Origin of the sequence: Chitinophaga sp. sic0106, from assembly GCF_019219075.1 — a bacterium.
GTDB lineage: Bacteria > Bacteroidota > Bacteroidia > Chitinophagales > Chitinophagaceae > Chitinophaga.
Map to the genome: position 1 here is coordinate 298,278 of NZ_JAHUWJ010000004.1, position 20,466 is coordinate 318,743.

Consider the following 20,466-nt stretch of genomic DNA (forward strand, 5'->3'; position numbering starts at 1 on the left):
AATTATACTTTTGCAATACCCAGGAAATGGTGTCTTCCTGCTTAGAACCGTTTCGCATCGCCGAAACTGATGGCGCCTACAAATATTGAATGGAGATGTAGCGTCTCCTCACTTAGTTTATTTGTAGGATTATGGCAGAGAATAAATACTTACCTAAAGAGCAGTTTACTATTGCGGTTCAGTTGTTACGCTGGACAATTCTTGTTTTACCGGTGGCGGTGATTACGGGTTCCCTTGTTGCTTTATTTCTATGGTTGCTGGATGAGGCTACCCATTACCGGTGGGCACATCCGTGGTTACTGTATTTGTTACCACTGGCAGGTGTCCTGATATATTTCCTATATAAGTTGTACGGAAAGGATGCCGAAAAGGGGAATAACCTGATTATGGAAGAGATCCATCAGCCGGGCGGCGGTGTACCTGCGCGTATGGCGCCGCTGGTGTTGGTAGCAACGGTACTGACGCATTTATTTGGGGGCTCTGCCGGGCGTGAAGGTACGGCGGTGCAGATTGGCGGCAGTATGGCGGCCTGGGTGGCGAGGGTGATAAAGTTAAAAGAGGGAGATGTAAAGCTACTATTGATGACGGGTATTGCCGGGGGCTTTGGAGCTGTGTTCGGTACTCCCGTGACGGGTGCTGTATTTGCACTGGAGGTCCTGGCCGTGGGATTGGTAAGATATGATGCATTGATTCCTTGTTTGATTTCGGCAGTGTTGGCGGATGTGGTGTGCGCTTCCTGGGGGATCACGCATAGGGGCTACCAGATTCTTTATCAGGCGATGCCTTCTACGGAGGGTTTGTCGTTTCTGCATATGGATATCTGGCTGTTGATGAAAGTGATTGTTGCCGGGGTAGCTTTCGGGTTAACGAGTTGGTTGTTTTCCACCCTGATGAAAGCTATTAAGACTAACGCCAACACCTATATTAAGATTCCATGGTTAATTCCGGTAGTTGGCGGTGCGGTCATTATAGCGCTTTGTTATATAACGGGCACCCGCGATTACCTGGGGTTGGGGGTGACAAGTGAATCGCCGGATGGGATTAGTATTGTAAATGCTTTCCACACCGGGAATCAGATTACCTCCTGGAGTTGGCTGTGGAAGCTGGTTTTCACAGCGATAACCCTGGCCATGGGCTTTAAAGGAGGAGAGGTGACGCCTTTATTTTTTATGGGTGCCATGTTGGGGCATACCTTGGCTTTGTTGCTGGGCGCTCCGGTGGACCTGATGGCAGGACTCGGATTTATTGCCGTTTTTGCGGGGGCTACCAATACGCCACTGGCATGCACAATCATGGGCGTGGAATTATTTGGTACACATCATGTGATTTACTTTGCGGTGGCTTGTTTTACGGCGTATTACTTTAGTGGTCAGTCGGGCATTTACAGTGCCCAGCGTAAGGGGATTTCAAAATTGTGGCGGCAGGAGTTGAATAAGTAATGGGATGAGAAGGTTTAAACAGATGCTGATTTTTAGTATACCGGTAGTGTTGTTTATTTTATTTACCTGGTGGGACGTCAGGAGTACCAGGCTGGCATATATACGTATTTATGAAGAGTTTGATAAGGCAAACATTAATGGGTATATATTAACTTCACCAGCAGACGTCATCCTGCAGTTCACGGAGCAATGGTGCATATGGACAATTAGGATTAGATTCCGAGAAGCCTGAAACTGCTGCACTACGGGAATACCTATGGGAGCTTTTTGCAATAGACTCCTGTCGGAAATCTTCTTGTAACGGGCTGAAATATTTTGGGAGTCAAACACCGGAATCAGCCATGGTAAATAATCTTGCGAGATTTTTATATTCACCCATTATATCGGAATGGAAAATTTTATCGCATTCTCAGGGCCTTCATTTTATGTTGTTATTGAATTAAATGCATGAGATTCGGATAATGTCCGATATCGTGAAATTTCGTTCCATATAACCATTCCTGTTAGTGCCAAATGGCAAGTACAACATTTTTATAATAGAGCATTACCATCTTCACCTGAATTCCTTTATCGGCAAACAAGAATTAATAATCCCAATCGATACCGCCCGGTTATCCAAATATCCGCCCGGAAAATAGAAATAGGGGGCCTCACGCATTTCACGGAAGCCACCATCTCAATTACATTTTCGCATTTAGAATCGATTTTAAAGCTGGTTTAAAATTTATAAGGGGATTGGTTGATCAGGAATTCGACAGAGATAAAAGCGTCCGGGAGGTTTCTAATTGAAAACGGTTCGGTGCGAGGAACGGGGCAACGCTCAAAAATCGTCTTAATGTGTTTGACTAAAGACCATTCGCTTCGATGAACCCGATTTTGTGTGTTCAGAATTATCCTATAATTTATATTATGTTAAGTAGAAAGTTACGCATTTTCCTCTTCTAAAGACTCTCTTCCCGATCTTAGTCAGGCTCACGTTTTACCACTTTTTGCGCCCAGACGATCCACAAATGGATTTCGAGGTCATTTTTACCTTAATTGTGCCGCCTGAAAATCACTCATATTTAAGAGGTTTTATACCTGCTCCATCCAGCGCAATGTACAGACCTTCGTGGCGTGAAATAATTTGCAGAGAAAGGGCTAAACAGCACAATTTATTATCACCGCCGACTACCCCTCTTTCCCTGTATATTATAAGTGTATCAATTCATTGAACGATTCAGTGCATTTGTTGTTTATCCTCTACACTCAAAATTCCCTCATATGACACCCATCATGCCTCAAATTAAGCACGTTGTCCACCTGATGCTGGAGAACAGATCCTTCGATAACATACTCGGATGGCTATACGCTGACACAAACAATCAACCACCGCTGAACCTGATCGATACACAAAATCCACCTGTGTACTACGGTTTGAACAGCCAGCTATTTAACCTGGACAAGCATAATCACCCACAACCGGTGACGCCCACACCTCCGGGAAAGCTGACCATTCCTTCCTTTGATCCACATGAAGTTTTCAGCCACGTGCATACGCAGTGCTATACCAGTCTCACAAACGGACAACCTACTACCACACCTGAGATGGGCGGCTTCTACATCGATTATGCGTCGGCGTTTGACAGTCCGGAAGAAATAATGATGGCGTTTACACCAACGGATTTGCCTGTCCTCAACGGTCTGGCGCGGAACTTTGCAGTGTGTGATAAATGGTACGCTTCCGTGCCTTCTCAAACGTTCTGTAACAGGGCTTTTGCTGCTGCGGGCGATTCGCTGGGACTGGATACGCTTACTGGGGAAATCCAAGGCATGGTCGATAATTCCTTCCTGGTGGACTTTACATCGCCCACACATTGGAATGTGTTATCAGAAAACAATAAAGACTGGATGATCTTTTATAGTCAGCTCTGGTGGGACTCTGATTTTTGTTTCACGAGAGATTTATTTAAAGCAAACCTTGGCGATGCTGCTTACGACCATAACTTCGCCCCGATACATAACTTCTATAACCTGGCCGCTGCGGGTAATCTTCCATCATACAGTTTCCTGGAACCGGACTGGGGACTCATGTACTGGAAACTGGGCATCAATGGGTCCGACTACCATCCACCCGGAAATGTAGGCCATGGAGAAGCCTTTGTACAACGGGTTTATGAGGCCGTCACTTCCAGCCCCTGCTGGAAGGAAACGCTCTTCATCATTACTTTCGATGAGCACGGCGGAACCTATGATCATGAGCCAATTGCATTAGGTGCCACTCCCCCTAATGATCAACCCGGACAATACGGTTTTGGCTTTGATACCTTTGGCGTAAGGGTGCCGGCTATCTTTGTGTCGCCCTGGATTCAGCCCGGTACAGTTTTTCGTATGCCCGAAGGCGTTACCCCTTTCGATCATACCTCTATGATCGCTACCCTTCTTAAATGGATGCAGATTGACCCTGCTACGTATGACCTGGGAAAACGTGTGGCAAACGCACCTACATTTGAACAGATACTAACCTTGCAGCAGCCTCGTACAGATATACCTCCTGTTACCGCGGCTCCCATTACAGAAGATCCGGCTTTGAGAATCCCGGTGAGTGATCTGCACCACCTTATCATGGCAAGACTGGCCATGCACCAGGCGGCAAAACGCTAAGAAAGAATATAGGATATTGGCACGGGGAGCCGCCAGCATGGCGGCTCTACCCTACTAATTAACAACCTGGTTAAACAATACCACCGCCTGCCTTGTAATTATTTACAATGAAATTAAATATACCCGTTACGGTTATTGGTATTTCGATGTTCTATGCATGTGGCAGCAGCAAGGTATTGGATGGTAACTCCCAGTTCCATCAAAACTATTGCGCTCCTGCCCCTTTGTTTCAAAAAACGGTGGCCACCACGCCTCCGGGAAACACCGATTCCCTCCTTAAAGCACACCCGGAAATTCCCCTGGATGTTATTATTACTGCTAATGCCACGGGTACATTGACCCTTATTACTCAGTTACCACAACTGGAAAAGGATACCAGCATGCAATCGCTCATTCAGAGAACAGCGCTAAGGTCCTCTATCCAGCAGCGTTTACTCCTGGCCGTTACGGAAATATCCGGACTGGCAGCGGAAATGGATTGCGAAGGGGAACGCGCCGACCAGCTGGGCCGGTATCTCGATAACCTAAATAGTAATCGTAATACCAAACTAACAGTAGGATCAATTATAGTAGCCGCCATTACAACTGTGGCTACCATTGCCTTTAAGGACGACCGCACACAAAATGTAGCCGCCATTACCGGAGGGGTCATCAGCTCCGGACTGGCACTGATGACAGTGAAGCCGGCAGGTAAGAAAATTAGTCTCACACTCCGCAGAAATGTATTGAAGGATATATGGACGCAGGCTGATACCAGCGATATTTACTCACCCGGACTCTGGTACATGCTCAGTGATCAACATTTCAGCAATAGTGGCAGCATTTCGCTGGTACAGAGTATTTCCGGCAGATGGAAAAAATATGATCTCGATAAAAAAATAAGTCCGGAAGATGTAGAACGGTACTTTGGTAACGGTGGTGTATATACGGCGGACAACCTACATACCCGGGCAGCTATGCTCAATGAGCTGCAATCCACTGTCCGCTCGCTCAACCAGAATTTGCAAAGCCTTATGCAGTACATTAATTCCCAGGTATTTCGGCTACCTAAAAAGTAAAATCTACCGGTAACGCCTACACGAAATAGACTTACTGCTAACAGGTCAGGAAGGAAAGTACAACCACTCCCCTTTGTCTTTCATTTTAATATCCGCCGCACTAGGCCATTTAGGCGCGATGGTTTCATGAGTTTCCCAATGCTGTAGCGCCGACTTCAATGCTGCCACCTTCTCGGGATATTTTGCAGCGAGGTTTTCTTGCTCATATGGATCTGCATCAAGATCGAACAGGAATACCTTCTTATGATAGTCATTCAGGTATAGCTTCCAGTTTTGCTGGCGAATGGCTTTTGAATAACCATTGCGCCAATACAACATAGGATGAGGTGCAGCAGTGTTTTGCTGTTCTACGTATGGCAGCAGGGATACGCCATCGTAAGGCCTGTCACCCGGTAATGAAAGACCAGCCGCTGCCACGGTGGTAGCAAACATATCCAGTGAGCTGACAGGCTTATTGAAAGTAGTACCGCGGGCCCCGCTGCCTGGCATTTTCATTAGAAAGGGTACTAACAAGCCTCCTTCGAAATGCGTACACTTTCCACCACGCAGCGGTGCATTATCGGTTGCACGCGTGTAGGTGGCAGCTCCATTATCGCTGATCAGGAAAATAAGGGTGTTGTTTTCAAGGCCGGCCGCTTTCAATTGCGCCATTACATTTCCTACAGCATCATCCAGGGCCAGTATCATCGCATTATAAATGCGCCTTACACTGTCTGCATCCGGTGGTACCCGGTCCAGGTAATCCCTGGGAGCCTGAAACGGATCATGCGGTGCATTAAAGGAAAGCATGAGAAAAAACGGACGTTCCTTGTTAGTGGCTATGAATTCTGTTGCTTTTTTTGCCAGGGAGAAGGTAAGGTAACCAGTGTCAGCTACCACTTGCCGGCCAGCGGTTATGGCGCTGGAACCATATCGGGGCGCCCAGGCGGGAATATCTGAAAATGACCAGGGGAGCCGCATGGAGGCATAACGGCGACTATCAACCGGGTCATTCACATAACGGGTAAGCGCCCCCGAAAAGGAGTAATTGTAGTCAAAGCCCCGTTGGTCCGGATAGTAGCCATCTCCGGCTCCTTCGTTCCACTTACCAATTAACCCTGTTGTATAGCCGTGTTGTTTCATGACGTCACCAATGGTGAGTTCCTTTTCAGAGAGTCCTGTTTGGTAATTGTTGGGATTAGCCTTCATGTGCGGCCGCAGCATAGCAAGTCCCGGCAACTTACCCTTATCCAGTAGGTACAGTTTTGCTAGCTTTCTCCGGTACTTTGGGTCTATCACTTCGTAGGGCATGTATTCTCCCCCAAAACGTTGCTGGTAACGGCCTGTAATCATCCCTTCCCGGGAAGGTCCGCATATGGGTGCCGTGGCATATGCTTTTGTAAACATCACCCCACTGCTGCCCAGCGCATCTATATGCGGTGTTTGTATCTCCTTGTTTCCATAAATACTGAGGTCGTAGTAGCCAAGGTCGTCCGCAATGATCCAGATTACATTCAATGGTTTAGCCTGGGGGATTTCCTCTCCGGCGAAAGGGAAAAAAATGGCTTGTAAGAGTGGATAGAGAAAGGGCAACATATATAAAGGGGCTTTATAATTTAAAACACTAAAAATAAAACGATTGTTTTCGATTAAAATTTTTCATATATTATATTTTTTATTTCTATAACAGAAAAAGGTCTTTATCTTTACAAATATGAAATATCACTTCAGTGATGAGGTGATCCTGTACCGAAAGCCTATGAAGAAAATCTACTTTTTGAAAGTAAGCCCCCTGCTGCTGTGGTCTGCCGGCCTTATACTAGCTGTACAACCTGTGCATGCGGGTACTGGCAATGTACCGTATAACCACCCTGCAATATCCGCTGTGAGTGCTGCTTTGCCTAAGGCGGGCGCGAATAGCTACAAAAATTGCCTGGTGAAAGCTATGGAACCGGGAGCTGTTAGTGAAGATGCTGTGACAGGGGTCTACGTTACTGCCCTGTCCGAAGCGGGCGGGAATGGCTACAAAAATTCCCTGGTGAAAGCTATGGAACCGGGAGCTGTTAGTGAAGATGTTGTGCCAGCGGTCTACGTTGCTGCCTTGTCCGAAGCGGGCGGGAACTCCTCTGCCGCCCCTCCGGTGGTAAACATGGAATCTTTCACCATACGTGATGATGCTGCAAGTGGCACGCTCGTGGGTCAACTCACCGCAAGCGGCAGCAATTTGCAATGGCAACTGGCGGATGATGAAACAAAAGGCGCCTTCCGCCTGGATGCCAGCGGTCGTATTTATGTAGATAACATTACCCTGTTGCAAACCAACCGGGGCAAAATGATCAGCCTGTTTGTTTCTGCCAGTGATGGATTGGAAACCAGTAACCTCGCTGAAATCGTCATTGCTATCCAGGATACTTATATTAACCAGCCGCCCACCCTCGACGCCATTGCGGATAAAGCCATCTGTAGCGGCAACGGGGCGGACACGATACAACTCACCGGGATGTCGGCCGTAGAACCGGACCAAACCTACAGCCTGGTAGCCATCGCGGACCTGCCCATGCTGGACTACCTGCAGGTCACCAATGATGGCCAGCTGACCTACCAGGTGAAAACCGGTATCAATGCTGGTACCTGTATGATAACGGTAATGATTAAAGATAATGGCGGGGTCAGGAACGGCGGCCAGGATACCCGCACCCGTAGTTTCAATGTTACGGTTAACGGAATCCCTGCTGTTGCCATCAGCTCCGATAAAGGAACGGTAGTGCCCAAAGGCGAACTGCTGGTGCTCACCGCCAGCGGTGCTGATAATTACAGCTGGTCGCCCGCAGCCGGCCTTGAAGGGGAAACCGGAGCAGCCACTGTTAGCGTGAAACCGGTAAAAACCACCCGGTACGAAGTAGTAGCCACCAATAACAGCGGCTGCCGCGATACCGCAAATATTGAAATCCGTGTGGTAGCAGATTTTATCATTCGCGCCAATAACGTGATTACACCAAATAATGATGGTCGCAACGATCGCTGGGTCATTCAAAGCCTGGAAGACTATCCGGAAAATGAAGCTATCATCACCGACCGAACCGGCAGGGTGATCTTTAAGCAAAAGAATTACAGCAATACCTGGGATGGCAAGCTGAACGGGCAACCGCTGGCTGAAGGCACCTATTACTATACCTTCAGTGTATATAACAATATTACTAAAACAACAGACGTAGCAAAAGGATATATCACCATTCTGGGCGACTAACGTTTACACCTATACGAATACAACACCTACAGCCAATACCGATGAAAACCGCGTGGACTTCCATGCGGTTTTCTTTTTTACTGGCCTTCCAGCCGGGTGCGCAGAATAGCCAGGGCCTTCAGCATTTCTATGGTCCAGGGGTAGTCGACCCCATTTCGCTGAGGCATATACAACAGCATAGCCTGGGCATATTCCTGCACCAGCTGGTGGAATTCCACTTGTTCTACCAACACCGTACCTGACTGTGCCTCGCTGATGAAAATTTCTGAAGGTCGCATGGCTCTCCCTTCAAAGCCACGCACAGCAGCGCGCTCCTCCGGGTCCATGACGTCAAAGAAACGAAAATTAGCATCGGAAAAACCCCAGTTTTCCGATTGACTGATTACTGTGATAAACTCAGGAAACAGTTCATGGTCGATAGTGTAGATAGCGGCGACAAGCGGGTCAAACTCTGGCTTCATTTTCAGCTCCACTGCATGCGGGTTATCGGTACCGTTACTTTTTCTCAGCACCCATTTCATTGGTTAAAAGCAATTTTGCGTTCCGTTGAAAATATTATACCAAACTAATGTTACAACGGTTAATAATCCATACTTATTGCCAGTTATTTTCTGGTATCTTTTCTTGTGCGGGATAATTTATTATTTTTCGGAAACGATCAACTGATACTACATGAAAGCCTTGCCTATTACTATTGTGATTGCCTGCCTGTTTGCAGGCCAACTGTTTGCACAATCTTCTGCCAAAAAGGTGCTGGTACTGTATGAAAACGGCGGCCATCATCTGGCTTTTTCAAAACGTGCCATGCCCTGGCTGGATAGCATTGCCACTGCCCGCCATTGGCAACTCGATTACAGTACTACTGCTGCGGTTATAGATGATAGTAGTCTCCAACAGTACAAGCTGGTGCTGCAGCTCGACTATCCTCCCTACACCTGGCCTGATGCAGCCGTAAAGGCCTTTGAAGCCTACATCTCGCAAGGAAAAGGCGGATGGGTAGGTTTACATCACGCTACCCTGCTCGGCGAGTTCGACGGCTACCCTATGTGGAACTGGTTCTCTTCCTTTATGGGTGATATCCGCTTCAAAGATTATATAGCGAAATTTGCTACCGGCACCGTGGAGGTGGAAAACAGCAAACACCCCGTAATGAAAGGGCTGCCGGCTTCGTTTACGGTAAGCAACGAGGAATGGTATACCTATGACAAAAGCCCGAGGCCCAATGTTCAGGTGCTGGCGAGGGTAAACGAATCAACCTATACCCCTGCATCAGACAAGCAGATGGGGGATCATCCGGTGGTATGGACCAACCCGCGCATGAAGGCAAGAAACGTATATATTTTTATGGGACATTCACCTAGCCATTTTAACAATAACGCCTACACAAAATTGCTGGCAAATGCATTGACCTGGGCTATCGGAGAGAAAAAATAGATTTTATCAGGCCGGTTTCATGTAGTCAAATGCGCCTTTACGCAGGTGTACACCATATTCCAGCCAGGCTTTCAGGCAGGCAAGAAAATTGGCCCAACCTTCGGAATTACCGCGCATCCACTGCAAACCGGCCTCTGTATTTGGCATAGTACCTTCCGTGATTTTCAACACGGTATTGCCTTCCCTTTCCTCCAACCGGATATCAACCTTCAGCTGATAGCCAGGGGCCCCCTCCCATTGGAATAGTATTTCAGTAGGTGCTTTGATGTCCAGCACCTTCACCGGAAAACGGTCCTCAAATTCAGGGAATTTCCAGGTAACCTCCGTGCCAGCCACCATAGGCCCGGTACTCTCGGAAATAAAATAGTTTTTCATTTGCTCAGGATCCACAATGGCATTAAATACTTCCTGGATAGGCTTCAACACCTGGATACCGGCCTTTGCCTGCAGTTCATTCATAAGCTATAGTTTTACTATCAGTAAGTTAATCATTCCGGCTCACCTAAAAAAAACGGAAACTTCGTGTACCCGTTATGGTTATTTCAAATCAACGGTTATTGATTACCTTGCCTTCTGTATATAACCAACTTTGCTTTATGACACCAACGCAGCACGAATTGCCTGTATATGTTCAGATACTGGAAGCACTCAAAGTAAAATTACTGGAACAGCATTACAAAGTATCCTGGCTCAAAGAAGAAAAAACCTTACTGGTAGATGATGTGCTGGAAATTGCCGCTGACTACGAACCAACGCCCGACGGACATCCGTTTGTAATGAAACTGGTATACGTGGTAATACACCGCGAATACTTTCCGAAAGGCATCATTGAATACCTGGCAGGCATTGGAGATAACCAGGAAGACCGCATCGATAACGGCAATCAGAACTTTCTACAATTGATCCTCCCTCCCATTTTAGATAGCCTCAATCCTACCCATGATCCGGAAATGGATCTGACCGACAATGAAGGAAATGAATGGCATGTGAAGTCCGGCGATATGGGCCTGCAAGGCGAATGGGAAGAACAGCCGGAAGAAGAAATCATCCTGCTCCAGTTGCACGAACAACTGAAAGAAAAATTAGTGGAACAGCCCGGTCCGTTTTGCTGGTTGAAAGTATACACTGCCATCGGCAATGAAGGAACAAAAATCCATGAATGCAATTTCAATAATATGCATTGGGAAGCCGGCGATGAGCAGATCAGCAAGATCCCCGATAGCTGGGATACACCAAAGGTTTTCAAAGCCATCAAGCAGTTTGTGATGCTTCGGCGCTGTGGCCTGGATGAGGCCTAGCAATCGGGTAATATTGCGGGAGGCTAGCCGCTGGAAAATGAAGGACCTGATGCGCATACTGAAGGTCCGGCAGACATTACATCTTCCTCTTCAGACGGGCCTGCATGGTGGTAATAATATTCACACTTTCCTGCAAACGGTTGACCAGCGTACTGCCATCAAGCGCCAGGTCTTTTTTGGTTACTTCATAGCCAGCCAGGAAAGCCTCCAGGTTGGAGAGGTATACCTTATTATCGCTGTACAGGGAGTTATACAATTTATCGTTGAGCTTATCCCCCTGCTGGCGCAGGTCCGCATTCGTCATATCCGTTACGTCACGCATGCGCTGCATAATACCGGACATCTTTTCTTTCAGGATCTGCAGATCTGTTTCATTCTTTTTCCCAGGGGTGATGTTATTTCTGAAAAGGCTGTCGGAAAGGCGCTTACGGTATTTCATGTAATCTGACAGGTCCTGGTTAAGGTAACCGAAGCGATCATAGAGTTCCCTGTTTTTCTCAGCACCAGCAAACTTATCGAGGTTTTTATCCAGCAGTTTGACCCAGTCGAGTATACTTACCGTAACGTCTGTCACTGGCGCTTTTGCGGGATTTTGTGCGCTAGCCGCAAATTGGGTTACAAGTACAATCAGCAGGGTAAATAACAAATTCCGTTTCATATAATAATATTACGGAAAAAGATTCAGATGCAGGGTTTCATTCCGGGGAGGTTCCGCACCTGATGCGGAACAGCTCCTGCCAGAAGGAATATGCTTTAAGCTAGTTTGTGACCTTTCAAAATAACCGGGGTTTCAGCCAGCATGGTTTTGGCGGCGGCGCCAAAGGCTACGATATAGGGTTGCTGATTATGCTGCCCGAGGCCTTCTGCACTGGACCAGATCTCATGGAAAAAGAAAGTGCTTGCGTCATCATTGTCCTGGTGCAGGTCGTACTGAATGCAGGCGGATTCTTTCCTGCTTTCTTCCACCATATTGAGCAGGATCGCTTTGATGTCGGCAGTAAATTCCGGTTTACTTTTGATAATAGCAGTCAGGTAAATGTTCATATCCAATCTATTTTATAGGGTGATTGCTTCCGTTACTTTATGTGAAGCAAATACTTGTGTTAAGTGTTGTTGATAGCTAGCCATATCACGTACCACGTCCGCATTTTTTTCTACATCATGGAAGTGAAAGCTTTTCAGGGGCGTCATACCAGTAAAAGCATTCATGCGGTGGAAGCCGAACAGTACGCCTTCATCCACATTTTTCTGCTGGAAAAACTCACCTGGCAGTGTAAATGCGGTGGCCGGAGCGTTCCAGCTGGTGGTTACCATGTATTTTTTACCGTGCATGGTACCGCCGGTGCCGTAATTAATGGCTGGGTTTGCAGACGAACGGCCATCACTGTTATAGATGCCTTTTGCATGTCCTGCGGTGAAAACTTCATCCAGGTATTGTTTGAATGCATGAGGCAGCTGAAACCACCATATGGGGGTATGGTACACGATAATATCTGCCCATACAAATTTCGCTACTTCTTCCACCGCATCGTAGGCTTCTGCTACCTGGGTGACTTTCACTTCATAGCCAGGAAGGCTGGAAAAGAATGCCTCACTTACGCCGGTAACGGTTTGGTTAAATTGACCTCCGGAGTGACCGAAAGCTTGTGCGCCATTGATTATTAATACTTTAGTCATATACGTACTTTGTGTTTTTGCTTCACAAAGGTACTTCCAGTATGATTATTAGAAAAAGAATATAACTAATAGGTATCTATCATAATAATTATAGATAGATATTATTGCTTCGGTTGTTTAAAGTGATTTTTCCGCCACCAGTTGGCATAGTCCTCACTGGTTTCCTTGATGAACCGCAGGTAGTCGTACTCGTTTTCGAAGCTGAGGAGCATTTCGTACGTAGGGCGGTATTCTACCATATATCCGTCGAGCATATCACCTTCCAGGCCGGTTATTCTTTGGACAAGGGTTTTGTTAAAGCGGTAGTCTACGAATTTCTCCTGTTCATCGCGGAGCAGCAGTTTTCGGAAGTTCTGCATCCGTTTGATTTTGCCGAGACTAAAGAGCGCGTCCAGGTTTACCCCGGCGCCACCAAAAGTGGCGCCGCTGGGATTGGTGGTCAGGTATTCCGGTGCAAAATCGAAATACTTACCGTATTCGCGGCGACGGTCGATGGAATCGGATTTATACGTTCGGGACTTAGCGAATACTTCTACGGTAGCCAGTGTTTTAACGTCTACATAGAGTTTCATGTCAAAGGGCCTTACGAGGCTGATATTTTTCACTGGAAACAGCTGGGTGGCCTTTCCCTGATAGGAAAAGCTGAGGGAGTCGTTGATACCTGCCTTGATGGTGTATCTGCCGAGGGAGTCGGTGATGGCACCGCTGCCACCCGTGGAGTGCACGCTTACTCCCGGAAGTCCCATACTTTGGGTACGTTCAAACACAGTGCCTTTGATTTGCACCTGTTGGGCGTTTGCCAGCAACCCGCACAGTACCAGGATTAATATTAACGAAGCCTTTCTTATCAATTGTTTCCAGAGATTTTGCTCAATCTAATACAGGTCTGACACATAGACAAACCGTTACTGTAATATTAACAAATCATTGTATTTGAAAGTACTACTGTGTACAAAGATAAGCAACTGTTCCTATCCGGAAGGTGATCAGCCGGCGGCACCGGCGCACTCACGTTGACGGCTGTACGTAGGATAATCGATCAGGCCATTATCACCTCCGTGGTAGAAGGTGTCCACGTTGGCGGGGGCCAGTGGCAACCCGTTGCGGAACCTGTGTGGAAGGTCGGGGTTGGAGATGAACGGGCGGCCGAAGGCAATCATATTGGCCAGGCCTTCCTGAAGTATTGTTTCCGCTGTTTCCTGTGTGTAACCGCCGGCGAGGATGATGAGATTGTTGAAACGCTGACGCAGCTCCTCCAGGTACCAGCGTGGAATGGGCGGCTCGCCATTGGTAGACTGGTCGGACAGATGTAGGTAAAGCAGGCCGGTTTTATTCAGTTCATCCACGAGATAATGATAGGTGGCCAGTTCTTCTTCAAAAGGCGGCAGATCGTTGAGTCCGGAGAAGGGAGACAAGCGCAGGCCGGTACGTTCAGGGCCGATGGCTTCCATGATGCCATGCATAATTTCGAGGAGAAACCGGCTACGGTTTTCGATGGAGCCGCCGTATTGGTCTGTTCTGTCGTTGGTAAGCGGATGCAGGAATTGCATGGGAAGAAAACCGTGTGCACCGTGCACTTCTACCCCATCAAATCCGGCGGCGATGGCCCTTTGTGCTGCCTCCACATGGGCGGCTACGAGGTTTGCAGTTTCGGCTGTGGTAAGCGCGTGGGGAACAGGGAAAGGTACCTGGGCATCATCCGGCGTACGTAAAACCCCGGCGGCTGCCAATGCTGTTGCGCTAACTGTAGGCCGTCCCTCCTGGTTGGCGGGATGACCAATTCTCCCTGTATGCACCAGTTGCAGAAAAATTTTACCGTGCTGTGCATGTACCTGACCGGTGATCTTTTTCCAGGCGGCCTGTTGTGCATCATTATATATACCCGGAATATTCAGGTAGCCTACTCCGTTGGGAGCTACTGCAGTATTTTCTGCGATGATTAGCCCCGCACCGGCCCGCTGGGCATAGTAAATACCCATATTGTCCTGGGGCATGGCATTGGTTGCCCTGCGGCGACTCATGGGCGCCATAACGATCCTGTTACTAAAAGTGTGGTGCTTATAGGTCAGCGGCGCCAGTAACTGTTGTTCCATATGCTGTTCGTTTTGTGTGCAACAAAGGTAGCCGAGCGGGTTACGCAGAAACAGGTACAAAAAAAGGTTTGTTTTGTAAATTTGCAGGTTATGGAGCATAAAGCATTACACCGGCCATTTGAGTTAAGTGTTTCCGATCTGGAACATTGGAATGAGCGTCCCCTGGTACATCATTTCTTTGAGCTGGTACAGGTAATGGAAGGTACGGGCGTACGCACTTTGAATCTGAATCGGTATCCATATGCGAAGGGACATATCTTTTTATATACCCCGCTGGATTGCCGTGGTTTTGAAAGTCATACCCCTACCCGACTTTGCAGCATCCGTTTTTCAGAAGTATTTCTGCATAGCAGCAAATCTCCGGCAGACAAGGAAAGGACTACACAATGGCTACAGCAGCTGGAGCATATATTTTTCCATCATAATCGTTTTGAAGAAGTACAGATCACCCACAAGGGTGATTGCGGTATGATTGGCACCCTTATTCAGCAGCTGATCACAGAATATGAACTGCAGCGTGACTATCATGAAGAGAACCTACAGCACCTGGTAACGCTGATGCTGAATATACTGATGCGCAATGTGGCAGGCAGTGCTAATGCCAGGGTGTGTCCTAATGGCGAGGAGCCGGTTATCAGCCGAATGTTATTATATATCAGGAAACATATCGGCGATAGTGAAAGGCTTCGGGTGGATCATCTGGCGGCCACGTTCAATCTATCTGTCAATTATGTAGGTGAGTTTTTCCGTAAGGCTACCGGCGAAAGTTTGCAGCATTACATCAGCCAGCATAAGATCCGGCTGGTGCAGCATCGTTTGCTACACAGTAATCTTACGATCGGGCAGATAGCCGATGAATTGGGATTTAATGACGAGAGTCACCTTGGGAGGCAGTTCCGGCGGCATAGTGGCGTGAGTCCGGCGGCATTCAGAAAGACCGGGCAATCGATTTAAATACTAACGGAAACGTATATACGTAGCTATTTTATCTCACCCGTATAAACACGCATAAGCACCCGTGTTTTCACCCTATTTTTCAATTCCTTAAAAAACTTCATCGTTAACCATTCAGTAACAATGGCTTCAAACCCTTTACAGTTCAGTGGTTTAGCAATAACATTTCATTAACCCCCGATATTTTTAACAAAAATTTAGAAAAGGTGATGACGGTCATCAATCTGAAAAAATAAACGCTCTAATATTGTGATCGTAAACCGCAATGAAAATTACTAACTATTCAGTTGCTGGTTTGTTTTTTACCTCAGAACTTAAAACCCAAAAAAATGAAAGCGTTGTTCTTATCGGCTGCTATTGCGCTGGCCTCTATGAGCTGTTTTGCTCAAGCATCAGACCACTCCACAGTTCACGTTGGTCTCGTATTATCAAACATCATCCAGATCAATCCTCCTGTGGATGCGATGGGTGGTATTTTTAACTCTGCATCAGACTATACCAATGGTGAAGACCTGGTAGACATCTGGGGCAACCCTACCAGTGACTTCTCTGTTTACTCTAACCGTAACTTTAACGTCACTATTAAAGCTGCTTCTGCAACTTTCTCTTATTTCAATCCACTGAGCCCTACCAATCCTAACATGCCTTGCAGCATTTTGAAATATCGCTGCAGTGCAAACAGTACTGGTGGTACTAACAATGCCCCTTCCTTTACAGCATTGAGCACTTCTAATGCTCCACTGATCAGTGGCGGTACCGCAGGTGCAAACAAACAATTCAGCGTTCGCTTCAAAGCAGACCCAGGATGGTCTTACGGAGGCGGTCTGTATGGTCTTGACGTAGTTTTAACAGCAACACAGTTATAATTCCGTCTCAGGTGCAGGTTAGCCTTTTCCCCGGGAAAGGCTAACCTGCTTTATAGCTATATTCAATTTGTAATTCGATACCCACCCCCAACCCCTCTGATACTTCATGAAATACTGGTTACCCCGGTCCCTGCGTATTGCGCTGCTCATCAGCTGCAATATCACCTGCACAAAGCTGGTTGCGCAGAACGGGAATACCTTATCCATTCAGCACAAAGATTCTCTTGCCGCGGAAAAGGATGTACAGTTTCTCTACAATAACTTTACGATAACAAATAAAGAAAACCGGAATGTCGATTTCACCGTATCTATTCAAGTACCCGATTGCTGGAGGCTACTGGCACCGGGCAAGGATGTGAAGAAAAAGCTTGGACCAAATGAATCGCAGGTTATTCCGGTGATTGTCATGAAACAACAGAATTCTCCTGCCAAATGGATGCCCGTAGCAGTGCGCATCCGCGAGCAATCAGGCGTAGAGCAAGTCGTTACTTATCATATTAAAGCAGATCCTGTCAGCGCATTTGCAGTAACCCCGCTAACACAACTGGTGCAACTTAAAGGCGATGAACGGTTAGTTAGTATAACTACCAAAATCAGGAATTACGGCACCGTAGACGGCATATACACAACGGAGTTTAAAGATAATGCCCTTGATCTGAACCATCAACTGAAACTGAAATTAAGACCAGGTATGGATACTGTATTTACTTACCAGATCCGGATTACCGAAAATCAATGGAACCGCCTCCAGAGCGAAAAAATAGCCGTGACGGTAGAAGACACCTCCGGTACCAGCTACATGAACGTGGTAAACCTCGAGCGCATTCAAAGCGAGCTGAAGGCGCACCCCTCCCCTTATAATACCTTCCCCTTCACGGTGGAGACAGGCTTCATCAAATGGGGCGATCAGTTTAACTATTATATGGGGGTGCGTGGTGAAGTAGCCATGCCCAACGACCGCAGCCTGAACTTCTTTTACCGCACCAAACAGTACGGTATGGGGAACACGCTGGAACGAAACGTATTTGGCGTGGAATACAATACCCCCGAGTGGACGCTCTACGGCGGCCTGATGAACGACATCAAATACTTTTACACCTACGGCACCGGTGGACGCGTCACCTACAGGCCAAAGCCAGGTACGGTGATAGCTGCAGGTGCTTCCATTCATAATAATATACCTGGCTTTACCAATGATAATGCTACCATAAGCGCCCAGTACAATATTAAGAAAGTTCAAATGACCCAGGCCATCTCGGCTAACCATGATACGGGCACCCGTTACAACAGTATACTGTTCAGTAACGAAGCGCTGTTGCTAAAGAAGGAAAACGTCTCCCTGACAATAAATGCCGGCGTGGGTAAAGACTTTACCTTTGACAGGCAACCTTATGATCCGCAGGATAAGGTAGGCTTTTCCGGCGGCTATACGTTTACTGCCGGCGGCAAAAAACTGGGCTTCGTGAGCCAGATGCAATACAACAGTGATGCCTATCCCGGCCTTACAAAAGGCCTGCGGATACAGTCGCACAACCTCACCTGGAAGCTCGGTAAGAGTGGCATCGGCGCCTTCTACCAATTTAACCAGTCCGGCGTTACTACCCTCCGGGATACCATCTATAATACCGATGATCTTAAATACAATTTCACAAAATACGGCCTCACCTACGGCTATTACATCAAAGACGGCAATACCGCATTGAGCGTCGGAAAGCTGCGACAGGAAGGTAGTATCAATAATACCCTGCCAGAATATAATTTTGCGGAACTCGTGTACCAGCAGAAATTCGGTAAGGCTGGCAGCATTTTTTTAAACACCATCAATGGATATGACCCTTCCTATGGTACGGATAAACAACCGGTATTCCTGACCACCACCTCCCTGGTAGGTACCTACAAGATTGTAGGACTGAAAGGCTACTATGTCCAAACGCCTATGTTTGACAGGTCAGTAGACAAAAAGTTCGTGAATTACCAGCGGACAATACTGGCGGGGCCTTTTGTGAACTTTACCACCTTAAAACGAATCCGGGTGAATGTATTCTATAACGTTTCCAAGTCGTTATACGATAACAGCCTCAATAACATGCTCGGCACCAACATTACCTATCATAATTTCCATAACGGCCTTGACATCAACCTAATGGCAAACATACCCCTGGGAACCACCAACAGTGATGCGCCCAATGGCCTGAACCAGCAGTATGTGAGTCTGAATGTGCGGAAAAAGTTCAATATTCCAATATTCTACCAACGCAGGTATTATACATTAAACCTTTTACCGTTTTATGATGTTAACGGTAATGGAATTAAAGACCCCGGAGAACGCCCTATACGTAACCTGGAAGTCAGCATAAATGATATAGCATTTATCTCTGATGCCAATGGGTTGATTAGCTATAAGCATATAGAACCAGACAACTATAAGTTGCAGTTCAGAGCTGTTAATGCAGAGAAAGGGATTATCCCCGCTGGTGGTCTATCGCAAACCATCACGGTGATGAAAGATATGACTTTGCCCTTACCGTTTAAAAAGAGCAGTGTGATAGCCGGTTTTTTAAATGTGAGAACCGATTCTATCACTGCTACCAATGTAAGGCTGGAGAACATCAAGGTGATTGCTACAGACAGCGCAGGTATAAGTTTCAGCACCCTTACCGATACCAAAGGTGCCTACTTTATCAATGTACCCGCAGGTAAATATATCGTGTCGTTAAATCCGGAAGCTTTTTCGGATAAGATCAGGCCAAAGGTCATGGCCTATCCGGTGGATCTTACACTAAAAACAGATGCCACGGTAAATTTTGAGATTGTAGACAAGAGTAGAGAGATCAGATTTTTTAAACCAAAACAACAATAAAATGTAATCGGAGCACCAGCTATTATTTTATCGGAACCATGTAAAGTTTAAGCCAGAACCCCAAAAGGTCGCTAAAAGGGCACCTTACATTACGACCCCCAAAGTAATCCGTTCTAAAATTGCGACCATATCCCCATGTTGTTGAATAGCCATTTGACAGCAAACATTTGTACGCCATAACTATTCTAATTTATTCTAAGATGAAAAAGGAAATGATTTCAGACGAGGTAGACACTCCTATCAATCCAGTATCAACGATCGATGAGCTGCTGCGGATGCAGATTGAAGAAGGTAATCTGATGCACCTGAAGAAGAAGCGAATCGTTTACAATGAAGGCAAGTCGGCCACCTGCATTTTTTATGTCCTCAAGGGGAAAGTTAAAACCAGCAAGTGGAATGAAGACGGCAAGGAATTGATCACAGGCCTGTACAATGAAGGTGAATTCATAGGCTTCCAGGCGTTGATGGAGGGCGGCAGGTACCGCGAAACGGCAGAAGTAATTGAGGAAGCAGAACTGGTATTTATTTCCAGGGAGGACCTCAGTTTTCTGTTTCAGTACAATACCGCGTTTCTGCTGGATATTGTACGGATACTCACCCGTAACATTGCCGACAAACAGGAGCAGATGCTGCGCATGGCGTATAGCTCTCTCCGTAAGAAAGTGGGTGAAGCGTTACTGTTTACTTACCAGAAGTATAACCCCTCCGGTGCGGAAGAGTTTTCACTCAACATCAGCAGGTGTAACCTGGCAGCCATTGCCGGGGTGGCCAAAGAATCGCTGATTCGCACGCTGAGCGACCTGCGTGATGAACACATCATCCAGATCCTGGATGGTAAAATCATTATCTACGACCTCCATAAACTGGAACGGATAATTTATAACGACGACATCAGATCAGGTAACGAATAATATCGCA

General features: G+C 46.8%; 18 protein-coding genes and 1 riboswitch. Of the genes, 10 read left to right on the forward strand and 8 right to left on the reverse strand.

Features of this window, described 5'->3' with window-relative positions; translation table 11 throughout:
* Positions 1-13 precede the first annotated feature (13 nt).
* Positions 14-86, forward strand: a riboswitch (Fluoride riboswitch).
* Between the two features lie 45 nt (positions 87-131).
* From KW844_RS08480 to KW844_RS08490, 3 genes are all read left to right on the forward strand, one after another.
* Positions 132-1,439, forward strand: coding sequence for a voltage-gated chloride channel family protein (locus KW844_RS08480; protein ID WP_218376283.1), 1,308 nt, complete (start codon positions 132-134; stop codon positions 1,437-1,439).
* A gap of 1,263 nt (positions 1,440-2,702) precedes the next feature.
* Positions 2,703-4,082, forward strand: a complete 1,380-nt coding sequence (locus tag KW844_RS08485) for an alkaline phosphatase family protein (protein WP_218376284.1) — start codon at positions 2,703-2,705, stop codon at positions 4,080-4,082.
* Positions 4,083-4,189: 107 nt separating this feature from the next.
* Entirely contained in the window at positions 4,190-5,140 is a 951-nt protein-coding gene (locus tag KW844_RS08490; RefSeq protein WP_218376285.1) for a hypothetical protein, read from the forward strand.
* Positions 5,141-5,185: 45 nt separating this feature from the next.
* Here KW844_RS08490 and KW844_RS08495 read toward each other — a convergent pair whose 3' ends face one another.
* Positions 5,186-6,715 carry a sulfatase-like hydrolase/transferase gene (locus KW844_RS08495; protein ID WP_218376286.1) on the reverse strand — a complete coding sequence of 510 codons (1,530 nt, stop codon included), beginning with the start codon at positions 6,713-6,715 and terminating at the stop codon, positions 5,186-5,188.
* Positions 6,716-6,833: 118 nt separating this feature from the next.
* On the opposite strand from KW844_RS08495, the gene KW844_RS08500 reads away from it, so the two are divergent.
* Positions 6,834-8,366, forward strand: coding sequence for a gliding motility-associated C-terminal domain-containing protein (locus KW844_RS08500; RefSeq protein WP_218376287.1), 1,533 nt, complete (start codon positions 6,834-6,836; stop codon positions 8,364-8,366).
* A gap of 77 nt (positions 8,367-8,443) precedes the next feature.
* On the opposite strand, the gene KW844_RS08505 is transcribed toward KW844_RS08500, so the two are convergent.
* The gene (locus KW844_RS08505) at positions 8,444-8,887 is read right to left on the reverse strand and encodes a hypothetical protein (protein WP_218376288.1); all 444 of its coding nucleotides are present in this window, start codon (positions 8,885-8,887) and stop codon (positions 8,444-8,446) included.
* A 151-nt stretch (positions 8,888-9,038) separates the two neighbouring features.
* Between KW844_RS08505 and KW844_RS08510 the strand changes: the two genes are divergently transcribed.
* Positions 9,039-9,800, forward strand: a complete 762-nt coding sequence (locus tag KW844_RS08510; protein WP_218376289.1) for a ThuA domain-containing protein — start codon at positions 9,039-9,041, stop codon at positions 9,798-9,800.
* 6 nt (positions 9,801-9,806) lie between these two features.
* On the opposite strand, the gene KW844_RS08515 is transcribed toward KW844_RS08510, so the two are convergent.
* Positions 9,807-10,259 carry an SRPBCC domain-containing protein gene (locus KW844_RS08515; protein ID WP_218376290.1) on the reverse strand — a complete coding sequence of 151 codons (453 nt, stop codon included), beginning with the start codon at positions 10,257-10,259 and terminating at the stop codon, positions 9,807-9,809.
* A gap of 137 nt (positions 10,260-10,396) precedes the next feature.
* Here KW844_RS08515 and KW844_RS08520 point away from each other — a divergent pair, with 137 nt between their 5' ends.
* Entirely contained in the window at positions 10,397-11,098 is a 702-nt protein-coding gene (locus KW844_RS08520) for a DUF6348 family protein (RefSeq protein WP_218376291.1), read from the forward strand.
* Between the two features lie 76 nt (positions 11,099-11,174).
* On the opposite strand, the gene KW844_RS08525 is transcribed toward KW844_RS08520, so the two are convergent.
* The 5 genes from KW844_RS08525 to KW844_RS08545 all read right to left on the reverse strand — a co-directional run bounded on the left by KW844_RS08525 (position 11,175) and on the right by KW844_RS08545 (position 14,868).
* Positions 11,175-11,756, reverse strand: coding sequence for a hypothetical protein (locus KW844_RS08525; protein ID WP_218376292.1), 582 nt, complete (start codon positions 11,754-11,756; stop codon positions 11,175-11,177).
* A gap of 95 nt (positions 11,757-11,851) precedes the next feature.
* The gene (locus tag KW844_RS08530; RefSeq protein WP_218376293.1) at positions 11,852-12,142 is read right to left on the reverse strand and encodes a putative quinol monooxygenase; all 291 of its coding nucleotides are present in this window, start codon (positions 12,140-12,142) and stop codon (positions 11,852-11,854) included.
* A gap of 12 nt (positions 12,143-12,154) precedes the next feature.
* Complete coding sequence (locus tag KW844_RS08535; RefSeq protein WP_218376294.1) at positions 12,155-12,775, reverse strand: NAD(P)H-dependent oxidoreductase; 621 nt, start codon at positions 12,773-12,775, stop codon at positions 12,155-12,157.
* A gap of 101 nt (positions 12,776-12,876) precedes the next feature.
* Positions 12,877-13,626: a hypothetical protein gene (locus KW844_RS08540; protein ID WP_218376295.1), complete on the reverse strand. Its 750-nt coding sequence runs from the start codon at positions 13,624-13,626 to the stop codon at positions 12,877-12,879.
* 135 nt (positions 13,627-13,761) lie between these two features.
* Entirely contained in the window at positions 13,762-14,868 is a 1,107-nt protein-coding gene (locus tag KW844_RS08545; protein ID WP_218376296.1) for an alkene reductase, read from the reverse strand.
* Positions 14,869-14,958: 90 nt separating this feature from the next.
* On the opposite strand from KW844_RS08545, the gene KW844_RS08550 reads away from it, so the two are divergent.
* The 4 genes from KW844_RS08550 to KW844_RS08565 all read left to right on the forward strand — a co-directional run bounded on the left by KW844_RS08550 (position 14,959) and on the right by KW844_RS08565 (position 20,459).
* On the forward strand, positions 14,959-15,822 hold the full coding sequence (locus tag KW844_RS08550) for an AraC family transcriptional regulator (protein ID WP_218376297.1): 864 nt from the start codon (positions 14,959-14,961) through the stop codon (positions 15,820-15,822).
* A gap of 329 nt (positions 15,823-16,151) precedes the next feature.
* Positions 16,152-16,688, forward strand: a complete 537-nt coding sequence (locus KW844_RS08555) for a hypothetical protein (RefSeq protein ID WP_218376298.1) — start codon at positions 16,152-16,154, stop codon at positions 16,686-16,688.
* Between the two features lie 106 nt (positions 16,689-16,794).
* Positions 16,795-19,548 carry a hypothetical protein gene (locus KW844_RS08560; protein ID WP_218376299.1) on the forward strand — a complete coding sequence of 918 codons (2,754 nt, stop codon included), beginning with the start codon at positions 16,795-16,797 and terminating at the stop codon, positions 19,546-19,548.
* A 200-nt stretch (positions 19,549-19,748) separates the two neighbouring features.
* Complete coding sequence (locus KW844_RS08565) at positions 19,749-20,459, forward strand: Crp/Fnr family transcriptional regulator (RefSeq protein WP_218376300.1); 711 nt, start codon at positions 19,749-19,751, stop codon at positions 20,457-20,459.
* The last annotated feature ends 7 nt before the right edge of the window (positions 20,460-20,466 follow it).